Below are 14,536 nucleotides of genomic sequence, written 5' to 3' on the forward strand. Positions count from 1 at the left end.
TCTAGCGGCCGACGGGCTCCGGCTCCGGCTCGGGCTCCGCCGCGCTCCGTCGGCGCTTGGCGACCACGCTCGAGGCGACGGCGAGGCCGATGAAGACGACACCGCCGATGCCGGTGATGTACTCGCTGATGTGGTACTTCATGCCGAGGAGCATGATCGTCGCCAGCGCGCCGATGGCCCAGTGCGCGCCGTGCTCGAGGTAGATGTACTCCGCCAGCGTGCCCTTGCGGACCAGGTAGATGGTCATCGACCGCACCCAGAAGGCGCCGATGCCGAGGCCGAGCGCGATCACCAGGATCTCGTTGCTGATCGCGAACGCGCCGATCACGCCGTCGAGGGAGAACGAGGCGTCGAGCATCTCCAGGTAGAGGAACGCGGCGAAGCCGCCGGTCGCGGCCGCCTGGGTCACCTTGCCGTCGGGCCCGACCTTCGGCCGCGTCTCCTCGTCGTCGTCCATGTGCTCGACCTCGTCGCTCAGCAGGGAGTCGAGGCCGCTGACCGCGAGGTAGACGATCAGGCCGAACACACCCGAGACCATGACCGTGCCGACCTTGTCCTCCGCCGCCAGCTGCGAGGCACCGTAGAGGGCGAGCAGCGCGATCAGGACGCTCACCTGGTTGAGCTTGCCGACCTTCGCCAGCGGCACCTCGAGCGGGCGCAGCCAGTGGACGTCGCGCTCCTCGTCGATCACGAAGTCGAGGAAGATCATCAGCAGGAACATGCCGCCGAAGGCGTAGATCGCCTCCTTCGCGGCCTCCATGTTGTGCTGGTAGGCCTCCGGGTCGTTGACCGCGAGGTCGAACGCCTCGATCGGTCCCAACCCCGCGGTGATGACCACGATCACGATCGGCAGCACCAGCCGCATGCCGAAGACGGCGATCAGGATGCCGACGGTCAGGAACAGCGTCTGCCAGAGCGGCTTCATCCGCTGGAGGACCTTCGCGTTCACCACCGCGTTGTCGAACGAGAGCGAGATCTCGAGGATCGACAGCACGAACACCAGGAGGAGGACCCGTGGTCCTCCCAGGGCGAGTGCGGCCGCGAAGGCGACGCCGGTGAGCGCGAAGGACGGGCCGAACATCCGGAGCATGCGGGGTGGGTCCTTTGTCGGAGGGGGCAGGGATACCGTGGGGGGATCGTATAGGCGCAGGACCAACGAACACAGACGACGGGAGCGACGAGCGGTGGCGGCGAGCACCCCCGAGCGAGGTCGCCCTCGCTGGTGGCGCCGTTCGCGGGACCTCGCGCTCGACGCCGCCCGGGCCGCGCACGCCGACGCGACGAGCGCGATGGCGCTCCTGGAGTCGCTCGAGGTCGACCTCACCGAGCTCACGACGATCCACGCGGAGTCGGAGGCCGGCACCGCCGGCCCGCCCGGCCACCCGGTGGCCGACCCCGTGGCCGAGGAGTGGGACGCGCACTCGGCGCGCACCGGCATGGTCGCCCTCGAGTTCTACGAGCTCGACACCGCCTACGACCCGTCCGCGGACTACGAGGAGCCCGACGCCCGGACGTACGCCGCCCGGTTCGGCGCGGTCGCGGAGCAGCTGCGCGGCCTGGCGCCGACGGTCGAGGGGTTCCGCGACCGGCACGCTGGCCTGCTCGCCGCGGCCGCCGCGCTCCGCGACGAGGTCCCCGCACTCGTCGAGCAGGCGGACGGCACGCTCCAGCAGGCGTCGCGCGCTCTGTCGGGGGCGGGCGCGGCGGGGCTCACCGACCCGCAGGCCTGGGCAGCGCACGCGGCGGCGACCTCGGACCTGGCGGCCGCCCGCAACCGGTCCGCCGAGCGCCGGTGGGTTCCGGCGCACCGGCACGCGCAGGCCGCGGTCCGCTCGGCGCGGGAGGCGCTCGAGCGCGCCGCCTCGCTCGACGAGGCGGCCGACACGGTGCGCAAGGGGTTCTTGTCGGTGCGGACCCGCCGCGACGCCCTGCTGACCCAGCACGACCGGCTCCCCGACGTGATGAGCCAGCTCCGCCGGCGCTACTCCTACGGGTCCTGGCAGCACCTCGACGACGCGCCCAAGCGGATCGACGCGGCGATGGAGGCGGTCGACGCCGGCCTGGCCTCGCTCGCGCGGGTCCTGGACGTGCAGCCGCTCGACGTACCGGCGGCCGCGGACCTGCTGGCCGGGATCCGGGCGGCCGCGGCCGACGTGTCGTCGATCCTGCGCGCGGCGACCGACCTGCTCGAGCGGCTCGACGAGGTCTCCGCCGACCCCGAGCAGCTGCTGGCCGCGGTGCGCCGCAAGACGCTCGACGCCCGGCGGTTCCTGGCGAACCTGCCCGACGACAAGGCCGACCGGTTCCGCTACACCTTCGACACCATCTCCTCGCGCACCCAGCGGCTCGCCGCGGCCGTGCACGAGGCGCGCCCCGACTGGGGTGCCCTCATCGCCGAGGCGGAGTCGATCGAGGCGGCGCTCGACGCGATGATCAACGCGGCGCGGACGAGCTGAGCGCGCCGGCCGGCTCGGCACCGCCCGGCGCGACCTGCTCGAGCATCCAGCCGACGATCTCCTCCCCCGCCAGCGCCCCCGACGCGGTCGTCACGGCGACCCCGTCGGCGGTCCAGCCCTGCTCGTGGAGCTCGCCGTGGGCAGGCCTGATCGCCAGGTCGGCGACCTCCAGCATGGGAGCGTCGAGCAGGCTGTCGCCGGTCGCGAGCAGGCGTACGCCGCCCCCGGCCCGGTCGGCGATCCCCGCGCGCACACGCTCGCGGAGCCGCTGGAGGCCGCTGGCCTTGGAGACGCCGGCGGGGACGGCGTAGAGCTTGCGGCCTTGGAGCGACACCGACCAGCCGAGCTCGGTGACGGGCGTGGTGACGTCGTCGAGCCAGGCCTGCGGCGCGTCCTCCCGGCGGGTGAGGACCAGGTAGCAGAACAGGTCCTCGGCGCACCGGAGCTTGCTCACCCACGGCCGGTCGGCGAGACCCTCGAGCAGCGCGAGCACCTCCGGGCAGCGGCGCCGAGAGGGCCGCCGCGCCGCGCGTCCAGGCGTCCCACTCCGGGTCGCGGACGCCGTCGACGAGCAGCCCGCCGCCGTTGGCGCACAGCGCGAGGCGGGGCGTCGCCGGGAGCACGACCCGCTCGTATTGCGCCTGGGTGCGGGTGGTCACGGGGACCACCTCGGCGCGGCCCATCAGCTCGCCGAGAAGCTGCCACGAGCGGTCGGTCATCGAGCACAGCGGTGCCCCCCTCGTAGTGCTCGACGACCCGCAGCGGCGGGAGGGTCGCCGGGTCGCCGGCCGAGGCCGCGGGTAGATGAGCGTGCGGTCGAGGTCGAACGCGGTGATGGTCGTGGGCACCGGCTCACACCACCTGCCGGATCAGGCCGACGCAGGAGTACGGCAGGCCGGGGACCTCGACGACCGGCACCTGCCGGGCGCGGGCGAGCAGCAGCACGTGGGTGAGGTCGGCCGTCCGGTCGGGATGGACCAGGACCTGCCACGGCACCCGGCGCAGCAGCACCCGGGTGGTCTCGCCGACCCCCGGCTTGACCAGGTTGAGGTCGGTGATGCCGTGGCCGGCGGCGATCGTCTCGATCGACCGCCAGCCCGACCAGGTCGGCGTGCGGTCGACCGGCTCCTGCAGGGAGGCGGCGACCTCGTCGGCGACCCCGGCGAAGCGGGCGGCGACGGTGTCGACGTAGTGCCGCGACACGTCGACGTCGGACCACTCCGGGTAGTACTTCGCGCCGTGGAACATGCCCGGCCCGATCAGGTCGGCGCGGTGGACGGTGCGCGACACGAGCCCGGACACCGTGGAGTTGAGGCACGCCGACGGGATCAGGAAGTCGTCGCGGGTGCCGAACAACGGCGTGCACGACCCCGGGTCGGCGAGGACGGCCAGCCGGTCGTCGAGGTCGGCGTGCTCCGGGCGGGTGGCCCGCCAGGCCGTCACCGCCTCGGTGAGCTGCCGCTGGATGGCGCCCTTGCCCGTCCACCCGTCGACGAAGGCGACGGCGGCCGCCGGGTGGCGGTCGAGGACGTGGCCGAGCGCGACCTCGTCGATGCCCCGTCCGCGGATGATCGAGATCGTGTAGTGCGGGACGTCGACCCCGCGGGTGTGCTGGAACCAGCGGCGGAGCAGCACCCCGATCGGGGTGCCGGCGCGGGCGAGCGAGACGAGCACCGGCGGCCGCCGCGACCGGGCGTGCGCCTCCCACACGAGCTCGCCGACGACGCCCACCGCGGTGGCGAGCCGGTCGGCCGAGGCCGCGAGCGCCTCGTGGAAGAGCGCCACGTAGTCGTCGTCGGGCTGGTACTCCACCGGGAGCATCTCCGAGTAGTGGACCCCCGCTGGATGGCCTCCTCACGGTCCTCGGTGCCGCGCTCGAGCGGGATCGAGGAGAGGTCGGTGAGCAGCCAGCTGACGTCGTCGGGCGGGTAGGAGCCGAACGCCCCTGCGACCGCCGGGCGCAGTGCCGGGGCGGGGTCGGGCCCGCTGACCGGGACCAGGTGGACGTGGTCGGCGAACGGCCGGAGCGCGTCGACGAGGCCCGCGCAGTCGGCGGCGGGGGCGTCGACCACCACGACCACGTGGTCGTGCCGGAGGTCGGACCAGGCGCCGTCGGCGGTCGCGCGCGGGTCCACCACGTTGTGCAGCCGGGACTCGCGGGCCGGCTCGTCGGGCGCCGGGAACGACACCGTGCGGCGCACGGCGTACTCGGGGTCGTCGGCGGCGTGCACCGGCGAGCGGGTCGTGGACTGGGTGACGACCGAGACCCCGGGAAGCGCGTCGGCGAGCGCCGCGGCCACCCGGGTGGGCAGGTGGAGCAGCTCCTCGGTGCCGACGACGAGGACGCTGCCGCCGGCGGGGGCCGATCACGCCGGCCAGCCGGCGCGCGACCTCGACGGAGGCGTCGGCCAACCGGCGGGTGTCGGCCGTCGTCATCCCGTGCCGCGCGGTGACCGGCACGTCACCGGGCCACCAGCCGCCGTGGACGTGCACCTGCGCCTCGGGACCGGACGGCACCGGTGCCGGTGCGGGCAGCTGCGCACGGGCGCGGGCCGCGCGGTCGAGCACGTCCTCGGGGAGGGTCAGGTGGGCCGAGAGCAGCGACACCACGCTCACCCGGACGCCCAGGTCCGCGACCCGCTTGTCGAACTCCTCCCGCGCCGCGGGCGTGCGTGCGTCGAGGAGCGCCGCCACGACGTACTCGGGCCGCTGGTGCAGCGCGTGCAGGGCCGCCACCGTGTTGAGAACCGTCCTGCCAGAGGTGAGCTCGTCGTCGACGAGCACCAGCGCGCCGCTGCCGTCGAGCAGGAAGTCCGCGGTGGGCTGCACGAGGTGGGCGACCGCGTGGGAGTGCTCCTCGTCGAACCGCGCCCGCACCGGGAGGGGTCGGGTGGGGGCGCCGCGTGGTGTGGAGGTACGACGCGCCGAGCCGCTCGGCCACGGCGTGCCCCAGCCCGGTGGCGGTCTCGCAGTAGCCCACGACCAGGGCCTCGCCGGCCGCGCTCCCGAGCACCTCGGCCACCGCGTCGCCGAGGCGGTGACCGCCGGCGAGGACCTCACGCGGGTCGACGGGGACGTGCTTGCCGAGCACCTTGGAGACGATCAGGTGGGCGCGCCGGGGGTTGTCGCGCAGCGCGAGGCCGGCGAGCTCGAGGAACGGCGCCGGGCCGGCAGCGGAGCCGGGCACGGTCACCCCGATGCCGAGGGCGTCGGTCACGACGGCCGCCAGCGACGGGGCCGGCGGCGCGGCGGCGCTCACGAGACCACCTTGACGCTCGACATGGCGAGGCCGTACTCGGCCGCGACCGCCCGCTGCCCGAGGGCCAGCAGCTCCACCAGCGACGCCCCCTCCCGCACCACGCCGAACGCCGTCGCCCGGGCGAGCACCTGCTCGGCCCAGAGCGCGTGGGGGCCGAGCTCGTTCATCCGGCCGTGCGCGGAGGCGATCGCCCCACCCGCACCGCGCGCGTCGCGGATCGCGCACGCGTCGTCGTACTCGTCCCACCCGACGGCGAGCAGGCTGTTGACGACCGAGACGTGGGTCGGGTGGATGACGGTCTTGCCGTGGAGCCCGTTGCTGCGGTCGAGGCTGATCTCGCGCAGGAGCGCGTCGACGTCGTCGTCGATCATCCGTCGCCGCAGGCTGCCGGCGTGCTGCTCGAGGAACGGCGACTCGCGCAGCTGCGGCTTGAACAGCCGCGCGCCGGGGATGTGCTCCCAGACCGCGCCGGTCACGACGTAGCGCCCGCCGCGGGCGAACTGGTTGACGATGTCGGACAGCGCGTCGCGCACGACCGCGATGTCCCACACCGTCGTGTCCCGGTCGCGTCGGAGGCCGAAGAGGCCGGACAGGTCGGTGCCGCCGATCCGCACGCAGAGCACGCTCTCGCGGTGGTCGTCGAAGACGGCCGCCAGGTCCGCCAGGGCGGCGCGGCGGCTCTCGACGTAGGCGATCTCGGGCGTCTCGAGGATCGGCATCGCGTACGTCGGCCGGGACAGCCCCGCCCCCCGCCTCGCTCACCGCCGCGAGCATCTCCGGCGCGTTGGCCGGGGTCACCTTCGGGAGGCTGAACCCGGTGAGCACCCGCAGTGCGTCACCCGCGCCGTCGGCGATCCGGCGCACCTGGTCGGCGTCGCGGGCGCGCAGGAACAGCAACGGCATCCGGTCGGTCACCGCGGGCCCGGCAGCGTGGACCGCGCGGGCGCGGACACGACGTTGGTCTCGGCGAACGAGACCGACTCGTGCGGGATGGAGTCCTCCAGGCACCACACCATCGAGGTGGTGCCGACCGACGCCACCCGCAGCGAGTCCTCCACGAGCGCGGGCCGCGTGCCCGGGCAGTAGAGCGTGGCGCCGAGCCCGAGCGCGAGCAGGTCGCGCGGACTGTCCGCGGCCACGGCCGCGGGCGGCACCGCGAACAGGCGCTCGCGCTCCTCGTCGCTCAGGTAGGCGAAGTGACGCATCGGTAGTCCTTCATCGGTGTCGGTCAGCGGGAGCCCGGTCGCCGCGCTGGTGGAGGCATCTTGCCTCCCGCACGTGAACACGAGGTCACCCGGACGTGTTCTTCCGGTGCTCTGATCAGGTGGCTGGTCAGGTGGCTGGTCAGGTGACTGGTCAGGTGAGCAGGCCGTGCTGGCGCGCGGTCCGCAGCCAGCCGGGGTACTCCGTCATCAGCCGCTCGAACAGCGCGTCGTCGCTGATCGGCTCCCGGCCGACCAGCTCGTCGTCGGTGACGGCGAAGAAGTCGGCGTTGTCGACGTACCGCCCGTCGAGGTCGTCGAGCCGCTGCAGGTACTCGAACCGGTCGGAGCCGATGCCCATGAACTGCCAGAAGATCGGCTCGTACGACGCCGCACGGATCTGCCGGGTCGCCACCGCCTTGTCGGACGGCGCACCGTCGGTGAGGAACATGACGTAGACGGGCACCCGGTCCGGCAGCGGCTCGGTGCGCTCGCCCGAGCCACCGAAGTAGTGCCGGCGGATCCGGCTGATCGCTGCGCCGTAGCGGGTGTCGTACTCGAGCCGGTGGGTGCCGGTGATCTCCTTGACGTACTTCTGGTAGCCGTCGAGGGTCAGCCCGGCCGGCTGGTGCACGTCCTTGCCGAACAGGAAGACGTCGACCTCGCCGTCGTCGTCGAACCGGAGCCCCAGCGCCAGCACCCGCTCGGCCAGCCGCTGCACCAGGCCCTTGGAGTAGCGGCTCGCCATCGAGCCCGAGATGTCGAGGCAGAGCGCGACCCGGGCGGTGTGCTCGGCGAGCCCGCGCTTCTCGAGCGAGACGCCGGCGGTCTTGACCAGCGACAGCATCTGCTGGTCGCCGCGGCGACCGAGGTCCTTCTCCAGGTCGATCAGCCGCTTCTTCTCGAGGCTGACCGGCGCCGTCTCCGGCGCGGCGGCCGGCGCCGGTGCGGCCGGGACGGCAGCGGGCTCGTCGTCGGCGTCGACGTCGACGCCGAAGTCGGTCGCGAGGCCGGCCAGGCCGTCGGTGTAGCCCTGGCCGACCGCCCGGACCTTCCACTCGCCGCCGCGGCGGTAGACCTCAGCGAAGACCAGGGCGGTCTCGGGGCCGGCCGCGAGCTCGCAGCGCACGGCGGCCGCCGCGTCGGGGCCGTCCGCGACCTCGACGCCGAGTCCGTCGAGGTCGCCGAACACCCCACCGCCGTCGACGGACGCCCCGATGACGACCTTGTCGACCTCGGCCGGCAGGGGCCGCGACGTCGATCCGCACCCGGTCGACGGTCGCGCCGGCGCGGTCGGCCTTGCCGAGGTGGGTGACCGCGCCGTCGGAACCGTGCGGCTGGTTGTAGAACACGAAGTCGGCGTCGCTGCGGACCTTGCCCGCCGCGGTGCACAGGAACGCCGAGAGGTCGGCGTCGACGCCGGGCCGCGGCAGCCAGGTGAGGGTCACCACCACCTGGCTGCCGAGACCGGCCTGGCCCAGGCCGACGTTGCCGCCCCGGGTCAGGACGTGGGTCACTTACGCCCGGCCGTCCACTGCATGCCCCAGCTGTACGCGCGGTCGACGTCGGACTGGGAGCCGGCGATGTAGCGGACCTCGCGGTTGACGCGGAGGCTGCCGCCCTCGTTGGTCAGCAGGGCGATCGCGCAGAAGCGCTTGTCGTTGGCGGGCTCGTCGAGCCGGACCTCGATCGGACCGGCACCGACCGGGTAGAGCGTCACGACGCCGTCGGCCGCCGCCCAGTTGGGTGCACCCTCGTAGATGTAGGCGAACACCAGGACCCGGCGGATCCGGTCGAGCTGGTCGAGGTTGACGACGAGGTTCTCACCGCCGGTGTTGGTGCCCGACCGGTCGTCCCCGTCGAGCAGGACGTACGGCGGCCGGTTCAGGTCGCCGAACGCGTTGCCGAGCGCCTGGACGACGCCCTTCTGCCCGTCGGTCGTCTCCCAGAGACAGCCGAGGTCGAGGTCGACCGCGCCGCCGCCGCCGGACAGCCGCTTGAGGAACCCGCCGGACTTGCCGGCACCCTGGCTCCAGTTGAGGTTGATCCGCATCTGGCCGCCGGCGCCCGCGCCCTTGGTGAGCGAGATGGACGGCGCGGACTTGGTCAGCGTCACCTTGGAGAGGTTGACGCCGCCCCCACCGGCCCCGCCGCTGGGCGGGGGCGTGGGCTCGCCGCTGCCGGGCGAGGAGGGACGCTTGTTGTAGTCGATGGGCACGGTCGCCTCCTCAGACGTTGACGCCGAAGTCCTGCGCGATGCCGCGCAGGCCCGAGGCGTAGCCCTGGCCGACGGCGCGGAACTTCCACTCGGCGCCGTTGCGGGTAGAGCTCGCCGAAGACCATCGCGGTCTCGGTCGACGCGTCCTCGGTGAGGTCGTAGCGGGCGATCTCGGCGCCGCCGGCCTGGTTGACGACGCGGATGAACGCGTTGCGGACCATGCCGAAGTTCTGGCTGCGGTTGTCGGCGTCGTAGATCGAGACCGCGAAGACGATCTTGTCGACCTCCGCCGGCACGACCGCGAGGTTGACCTTGACGACCTCGTCGTCGCCCTCGCCCTCACCGGTGAGGTTGTCGCCGGTGTGCTCGACCGAGCCGTCGGGGCTCTTGAGGTTGTTGAAGAAGATGAAGTGGCTGTCGGAGACGACCTCGCCACCTGCGTTGACCATGATCGCCGAGGCGTCGAGGTCGAACTCACCGCCCGAGAACGTGTTGACGTCCCAACCGAGGCCGACGTTGACCGCGGTGAGGCCGGGGGGCCTCCTTGGTGAGGGAGACGTTGCCGCCCTTCGTCAGCGAAACACCCATGTGCTGTGAACCCTTTCTCGGCGAGTGCCGGGAGCCGGCCCTACGCCAGACCCCTCGTGGCGGCCACCCTACGACACGGCCGCGAACGCGGGCGGGCGAAGCAGGAGGCCCGGCCGGCGCCCCGGGTCATCCCGCGGCGGCTGCCGCCTCGGCCCGGTCGCGCAGCGCGGCGACCATCGCGTCGGGGTCGTCGGCGGAGTAGACGGCGCTGCCCGCGACGAAGACGTCGGCGCCGGCCTCCGCGCAGCGCTCGATCGTCTCCAGCGAGACCCCGCCGTCGACCTGGAGCCAGGTCTCCAAGCCGTGCCGGTCCAGCAGCGCCCGGGTGCGGCGGATCTTGGGCAGGCACAGGTCGAGGAACTTCTGGCCGCCGAACCCGGGCTCCACGGTCATGACCAGCACCATGTCGAGCTCGGGCAGCAGGTCCTCGTAGGGCTCGATCGGGGTCGCGGGCCGCAGCGCCATCGAGGCCCGGGCACCCGCCGCGCGGATCTCGCGGGCCAGCCGCACCGGTGCCCGGGCGGCCTCGACGTGGAACGTCACCGAGCCGCAGCCCGCCTCGACGTACGCCGGCGCGTGGCGGTCGGCGTCCTCGATCATCAGGTGCGCGTCGAGCGGCACCTCGGTGCTGCGGGCGAGCGCCTCGACCATGGTCGGCCCGAAGGTGAGGTTGGGGACGAAGTGGTTGTCCATGACGTCGACGTGCACCCAGTCGGCCCCGGGATCCGGGCCACCTCGTCGGCGAGCCGGCCGAAGTCGGCGTTGAGGATGCTGGGAGTGATCTGGATGCCCACGGCCGGTGATCCTAGGCCACGTCGCCCCGGCCGGCGGGCCGCAGCAGCCGCTGCTCCTCGACCACCGCGAGCGACAGCGTGCGGTAGCCGACCTCGTCGAACAGCACGGTCACCCTGTCCTCCTCCACGTCGGTGACCATGCCGGTGCCGAACTCCTCGTGGTCCACGCGCGACTGGACGGCGAACGGCACCTCCTCGGCTGCCGCGGGCTCGGGCGCCGCGCCGCTGCGGCAGTTGTCGCAGCTGCCGCAGCGCGGCACCCGCTCGCCGAAGTAGCCGACGAGGAACTCCGACCGGCAACGGTCGGTCTCCGCGTAGGCCCGCATCATGTCGACCCGCGACCGCTCCAGCATCCGGTGCGACTCGGCGATCTCGACCACCGCGTCGACCATGTCAGCAGGGTCAGCAGGGCCTGCAGGGTCCGCGGGGTCAGCAGGATCGGCAGGGTCGACGGGCTCCCGGGTCTCCCGCGCGATCTCCAGCAGGTTGAGGATCCGCCCCGCCCGCCGGCGGCCGGTGCCCGCGTGCGCGGCCACGGCCGCCGCGTCGGCCGCGCCCCTCGGCGACCGCGGCGACCACCCGCTCGACGTCGCGGCGCTTCGGCACCGCGGCGGCGAAGAACCGCCCCAGCGCGAGGTCGTCCGGGCGGTAGACGAGGGTCGCGGTCGCGGGACGCCCGTCGCGCCCCGCCCGGCCCGCCTCCTGGTAGTAGGTGTCGGGCGACTCCGGGACCTGCGCGTGGACCACGAAGCGGATGTCGGGCTTGTCGATGCCCATGCCGAAGGCGGAGGTCGCGACGACGACGTCGACCTCGTCGGCCATGAACGCCTCGTGCGTCCGCTCCCGGCGCCGATGCCCCAGGCCGGCGTGGTAGACGGCCGTGCGGCGGCCCGCCTCGACCAGCAGGGCGGCGTACTCCTCCGCTGCCGGACGGGTCCGGCAGTAGACGATGCCGGCGCCGTCGGCCCCTACGACCGTCTCGAGGACCGTCGTGCGCTGGTCGTCCTCGTCCCTGGCCCGCACCACCGCGAGCTCGAGGTTGTCGCGGGCGAACCCGGTCACGACGGTCCGCGGGTCCCTCATCCGCAGCCGCTCGACCACGTCGTCGCGGACCGGCGGGGCCGCGGTCGCCGTCATCGCCACGACCCGGGGCGTGCCGAGGTCGGCGACGAGCTCGCCGAGGCGGAAGTAGTCGGGGGGCGGAAGTCGTGGCCCCAGGCCGAGACGCAGTGCGCCTCGTCGACCGCGACCAGGCCGGGGCGGAGGGCGGCCAGCCGCTCGCGGACCTCGGGGTTCGCCAGCTGCTCGGGGGCCAGGAAGAGGAACTCCACCTCGCCCCTCGCCGCCGCCTCGAGCGTCTCGGCGCGCTCCCGCTCGGTCTCCGCCGAGCTGAGCCGCGCGGCGTGGACGTCGGCCGGCGCCTCCTCGATGCTGGCGACCTGGTCCTGCTGCAGCGCGAGCAGCGGCGAGACCACGACCGTGCACCCGTCGAGCACCAGGCCCGCCAGCTGGTAGACGAGCGACTTGCCCGAGCCCGTCGGCGACACCAGGAGCACGTCGCGGCCGCTGCTCAGCGACCGGACGACCTCCCCTGGCCCGGCAGCAGGCTGTCGTGGCCGAACTCGCGCCGCGCCAGCTCCTCGATGTCCCTGGAGTTCACCCGCCCCCGATACCCGCTGCGGGTCGCGGCATCCTCGCCACCGGGTGGCGCTCAGGACTCCTCGGGGGCGTCGGGCTCCCCCTCGGCCTCGTCCCGGTCCGCCCACTCCAGCAGCGGGGCGATGTCGAAGACGTGGTCGTCGATGTCCTCGTGCAGGTCGCCGATCTCGGCGAACCGCGCCGGCACCGTGTGGATCGTGAAGTCGCGCGGGTCGGCGTCGTCGACCTCGTCCCACCGGACCGGGGTGGAGACCCGGGCGTCGGGGCAGCCCGCGCAGCGAGTACGCCGCGGCGATGGTGTGGTCGCGCGCGTTCTGGTTGTAGTCGACGAAGACCTGCGCGGGGTCGCGGTCCTTCTTCCACCAGGCGGTCGTCACCAGGTCGGGGGGCGCGACGCTCGACCTCGCGGGCGAACGCGAGGGCCGCCCGGCGCACGGTCTTGTGGTCGTGGTCGGGCCGGATCCTGACGTAGACGTGGAGGCCCTTGCTCCCGCTGGTCTTGGGGTAGCCGACCGCGCCGAGGTCGTCGAGCACCTCGCGGGCGACGTGCGCGACCCGGCGGACGTCGGCGTAGGGCGTCTCCGGGCCCGGGTCGAGGTCGATCCGCCACTCGTCCGGCTGCTCCGTGGCGCCGCGCCGGCTGTTCCACGGGTGGAACTCGACCGTCGACATCTGCACCGCCCAGATCACGGCACCGAGCTCGGTGACGCACAGCTCGTCGGCCGTGCGGTTCCACCGCGGGAAGTGGAGCTGCACCGTCTCCACCAGGGCGGGGGCGCCCTTCGGGAGCCGCTTCTGGTGGACCTTCTCCCCCGCCAGGCCCTTGGGAAGCGGTGGAGCATGCAGGGCCGCTCCCACAGGGCGTTGACGATGCCCGGCCCGACCGCCCGGTAGTACTCGACGACGTCGAGCTTGGTGGCGCCGCCGGCCTCGGGGGAAGTAGACCCGGTCGGGGTTGGTCACCTTGACCACCCGGTCGTCGACCTCGACCTCCACGAACGGCGACGCCACGTCAGCGCTTCCTCAGGAGCGCGAGGAACATCGCGTCGGTGCCGTGACGGTGCGGCCACAGCTGCGCCGTGCCCTCGAGCTGGTCGTCGGCACCGGTCACCCCCGGCAGGAGCGGGCGCACGTCCTCGAGCGCCACGTCGCCGCGGTGGCCGACGACCGACGAGACGACGTCGACCGTCTCGGCGCGCACCGGCGAGCAGGTCGCGTAGAGCACGACGCCGCCGGGCCGGGCCAGGTCGACCGCGCTCGCCAGCAGGCGGCGCTGCAGCAGCACGAGGGTCACCAGGTCGTCGGGGCTGCGGCGCCACCGTGCCTCGGGCCGGCGGCGCAGCGCGCCCAGGCCCGTGCAGGGGGCGTCGACGAGCACCCGGTCCATCGAGCCCGGCCGCAGCGGCGGGCGGGCACCGTCGGCGCTGACGACGCCGAGCACGCCGTCGGCGCCGACGGCGCGACGGACCAGGCCCGCGCGGTGCAGGTGGCGTTCGACCGCCACCACGCCCGCTCCCCGGCCGGCCGCCAGGGCGGCCAGCAGCGCCGCCTTGCCGCCCGGGCCGGCGCACAGGTCCAGCCACCGCTCGTCGCGGCCCTCGACCGGCGCCGTCGCCAGCGCGTGGGCCACCAGCTGCGAGCCCTCGTCCTGCACGCCCGCGCGACCTTCGGCCACCGCGGGGACGTCCGCGGGGTCGCCGCCGTCGAGCACCACACCGTACGGCGAGTACGGCGTCGGCGTGCCGGGGGAGCTCGGACCGCTCACAGCGGCCGGGGCGGGCGACGAGCGTCACCTTCGGCGGCACGTTGTCGGCGGCCAGCAGGGCGTCGAGGTCGTCGTCGGGCGCCGCCACGTCGAGCAGGTCGACGACCCAGCGCGGGTGGCTGTGCGCGAGCGCGAGCCGGTCCATCCGGGCGTCGCGCCCGGCGGCACCGCCGCCTCCGGCGCCGTCCGGCGCGAGGCGGTCGACCCAGCCGTCCAGGTCGAGCGTCGAGACCTTGCGGAGCACGGCGTTGACGAAGCCGGCTCCGCCGGGACCGGCCTTCGCGTGCGCGAGGTCGACGGTCGTGCTGATCGCGGCGTGCGGCGGCACCCGCATCGACAGCAGCTGGTGGCAGCCGAGCCGCAGCGCGTCGAGGATCCCGACCTCGACCTTGCGCAGGGGCCGGTCGATGCAGGCCGCGAGGACGGCGTCGTAGGTGCCCTGCCGGCGGATCGCACCGGACGCGAGCTCGGTGACGAAAGCGGCGTCCCGGGGCGCGAGCCGGTGCCGGCCGATCACCGCCGGCAGCACCAGGTTGGTGTAGGCGTCGTCGGTGCGGACCAGGCGCAGCACCTCGAGCGCGGCCTTGCGGGCGGG

Annotated in this window: 13 protein-coding genes and 7 pseudogenes; 1 reads left to right on the forward strand and 19 read right to left on the reverse strand. The window is 74.0% G+C overall.

Annotated elements, in window-relative coordinates; translation table 11 throughout:
• Position 1: 1 nt before the first annotated feature.
• Positions 2-1,090 carry a DUF475 domain-containing protein gene (locus MF408_RS22985; protein ID WP_240249548.1) on the reverse strand — a complete coding sequence of 363 codons (1,089 nt, stop codon included), beginning with the start codon at positions 1,088-1,090 and terminating at the stop codon, positions 2-4.
• Positions 1,091-1,184: 94 nt separating this feature from the next.
• Between MF408_RS22985 and MF408_RS22990 the strand changes: the two genes are divergently transcribed.
• Positions 1,185-2,456 (forward strand): hypothetical protein, encoded by a 1,272-nt coding sequence (locus MF408_RS22990; protein WP_240249549.1) that lies wholly within the window; start codon positions 1,185-1,187, stop codon positions 2,454-2,456.
• Here MF408_RS22990 and MF408_RS22995 read toward each other — a convergent pair.
• The 18 genes and pseudogenes from MF408_RS22995 to MF408_RS23060 all read right to left on the reverse strand — a co-directional run bounded on the left by MF408_RS22995 (position 2,434) and on the right by MF408_RS23060 (position 14,512).
• The gene (locus tag MF408_RS22995) at positions 2,434-2,949 is read right to left on the reverse strand and encodes a hypothetical protein (RefSeq protein WP_240249550.1); all 516 of its coding nucleotides are present in this window, start codon (positions 2,947-2,949) and stop codon (positions 2,434-2,436) included. The genes MF408_RS22990 and MF408_RS22995 overlap by 23 nt on opposite strands.
• A 359-nt stretch (positions 2,950-3,308) precedes the next feature.
• A complete protein-coding gene (locus MF408_RS26145; protein ID WP_275693524.1) occupies positions 3,309-3,659 on the reverse strand; it encodes an RNA-binding protein in 351 nt (116 codons plus the stop codon).
• Positions 3,645-4,283 (reverse strand): annotated as a pseudogene (locus tag MF408_RS26150) (cysteine protease StiP domain-containing protein); the annotation flags it as partial. The gene MF408_RS26145 and the pseudogene MF408_RS26150, both read right to left, overlap by 15 nt.
• A 27-nt stretch (positions 4,284-4,310) precedes the next feature.
• Positions 4,311-5,333, reverse strand: a complete 1,023-nt coding sequence (locus MF408_RS23005; RefSeq protein ID WP_275693271.1) for a phosphoribosyltransferase domain-containing protein — start codon at positions 5,331-5,333, stop codon at positions 4,311-4,313.
• 378 nt (positions 5,334-5,711) lie between these two features.
• Complete coding sequence (locus MF408_RS26155; protein WP_275693525.1) at positions 5,712-6,455, reverse strand: HpcH/HpaI aldolase/citrate lyase family protein; 744 nt, start codon at positions 6,453-6,455, stop codon at positions 5,712-5,714.
• Between the two features lie 171 nt (positions 6,456-6,626).
• Positions 6,627-6,920, reverse strand: a complete 294-nt coding sequence (locus MF408_RS26160; RefSeq protein WP_275693272.1) for an HpcH/HpaI aldolase/citrate lyase family protein — start codon at positions 6,918-6,920, stop codon at positions 6,627-6,629.
• A gap of 151 nt (positions 6,921-7,071) precedes the next feature.
• Complete coding sequence (locus tag MF408_RS26165) at positions 7,072-8,109, reverse strand: VWA domain-containing protein (RefSeq protein WP_275693273.1); 1,038 nt, start codon at positions 8,107-8,109, stop codon at positions 7,072-7,074.
• Positions 7,997-8,434 carry a TerD family protein gene (locus MF408_RS23020; RefSeq protein ID WP_275693274.1) on the reverse strand — a complete coding sequence of 146 codons (438 nt, stop codon included), beginning with the start codon at positions 8,432-8,434 and terminating at the stop codon, positions 7,997-7,999. Before MF408_RS23020 ends, MF408_RS26165 begins: the two co-directional genes overlap by 113 nt.
• On the reverse strand, positions 8,431-9,135 hold the full coding sequence (locus MF408_RS23025; RefSeq protein ID WP_240249552.1) for a hypothetical protein: 705 nt from the start codon (positions 9,133-9,135) through the stop codon (positions 8,431-8,433). Before MF408_RS23025 ends, MF408_RS23020 begins: the two co-directional genes overlap by 4 nt.
• Positions 9,136-9,145: 10 nt before the next feature.
• A pseudogene (locus MF408_RS27430) lies at positions 9,146-9,723 on the reverse strand (TerD family protein).
• A gap of 126 nt (positions 9,724-9,849) precedes the next feature.
• Positions 9,850-10,517 (reverse strand): annotated as a pseudogene (rpe, locus tag MF408_RS23035) (ribulose-phosphate 3-epimerase).
• Positions 10,518-10,528: 11 nt separating this feature from the next.
• Positions 10,529-10,909, reverse strand: coding sequence for a RecQ family zinc-binding domain-containing protein (locus tag MF408_RS23040; RefSeq protein WP_240249553.1), 381 nt, complete (start codon positions 10,907-10,909; stop codon positions 10,529-10,531).
• Positions 10,910-10,946: 37 nt separating this feature from the next.
• Entirely contained in the window at positions 10,947-11,654 is a 708-nt protein-coding gene (locus MF408_RS23045) for a helicase-related protein (protein ID WP_240249554.1), read from the reverse strand.
• Positions 11,651-12,064 carry a DEAD/DEAH box helicase gene (locus MF408_RS23050; protein WP_240249555.1) on the reverse strand — a complete coding sequence of 138 codons (414 nt, stop codon included), beginning with the start codon at positions 12,062-12,064 and terminating at the stop codon, positions 11,651-11,653. Before MF408_RS23050 ends, MF408_RS23045 begins: the two co-directional genes overlap by 4 nt.
• 164 nt (positions 12,065-12,228) lie before the next feature.
• Positions 12,229-12,388, reverse strand: a pseudogene (locus tag MF408_RS27435) (ATP-dependent DNA ligase); the annotation flags it as partial.
• A gap of 108 nt (positions 12,389-12,496) precedes the next feature.
• Positions 12,497-12,553: pseudogene (locus MF408_RS27440) on the reverse strand (hypothetical protein); the annotation flags it as partial.
• Positions 12,554-12,617: 64 nt separating this feature from the next.
• Positions 12,618-13,187, reverse strand: a pseudogene (locus MF408_RS27445) (ATP-dependent DNA ligase); the annotation flags it as partial.
• A gap of 1 nt (position 13,188) precedes the next feature.
• Positions 13,189-14,512: pseudogene (locus tag MF408_RS23060) on the reverse strand (transcription antitermination factor NusB).
• Positions 14,513-14,536: the final 24 nt, after the last annotated feature.

It is taken from the genome of Nocardioides sp. TF02-7 (assembly GCF_022437945.1).
In the GTDB taxonomy this organism is placed as follows: Bacteria; Actinomycetota; Actinomycetes; order Propionibacteriales; family Nocardioidaceae; genus Nocardioides.